Consider the following 269-nt stretch of genomic DNA (forward strand, 5'->3'; position numbering starts at 1 on the left):
ATTTAATAAGCGCTCATCATGCTTTGAATGATGAATACGGACGCGGGGTGGAGCAGCTTGGTAGCTCGTCGGGCTCATAACCCGAAGGTCGTCGGTTCAAATCCGGCCCCCGCAACCAAATTTAATCAATAGCAATTGTTGTTGATATGCGACACTAGCTCAGTTGGTAGAGCGCAACCTTGCCAAGGTTGAGGTCACGAGTTCGAACCTCGTGTGTCGCTCCAATTTAATAAGCGCTCATCATGCTTTGAATGATGAATACGGACGCG

General features: G+C 48.7%; 2 tRNA genes. Both read left to right on the forward strand.

Annotation, left to right across the window (positions count from 1 at the left end):
• Window positions 1–41: 41 nt before the first annotated feature.
• Window positions 42–118: transfer RNA gene (locus GVO60_RS22265), tRNA-Met, on the forward strand.
• 30 nt (window positions 119–148) lie between these two features.
• Window positions 149–224 (forward strand) — tRNA-Gly (locus GVO60_RS22270).
• Window positions 225–269 lie beyond the last annotated feature (45 nt).

This window comes from Vibrio atypicus, from assembly GCF_009811315.1.
GTDB classification, from domain to species: Bacteria; Pseudomonadota; Gammaproteobacteria; order Enterobacterales; family Vibrionaceae; genus Vibrio; species Vibrio atypicus.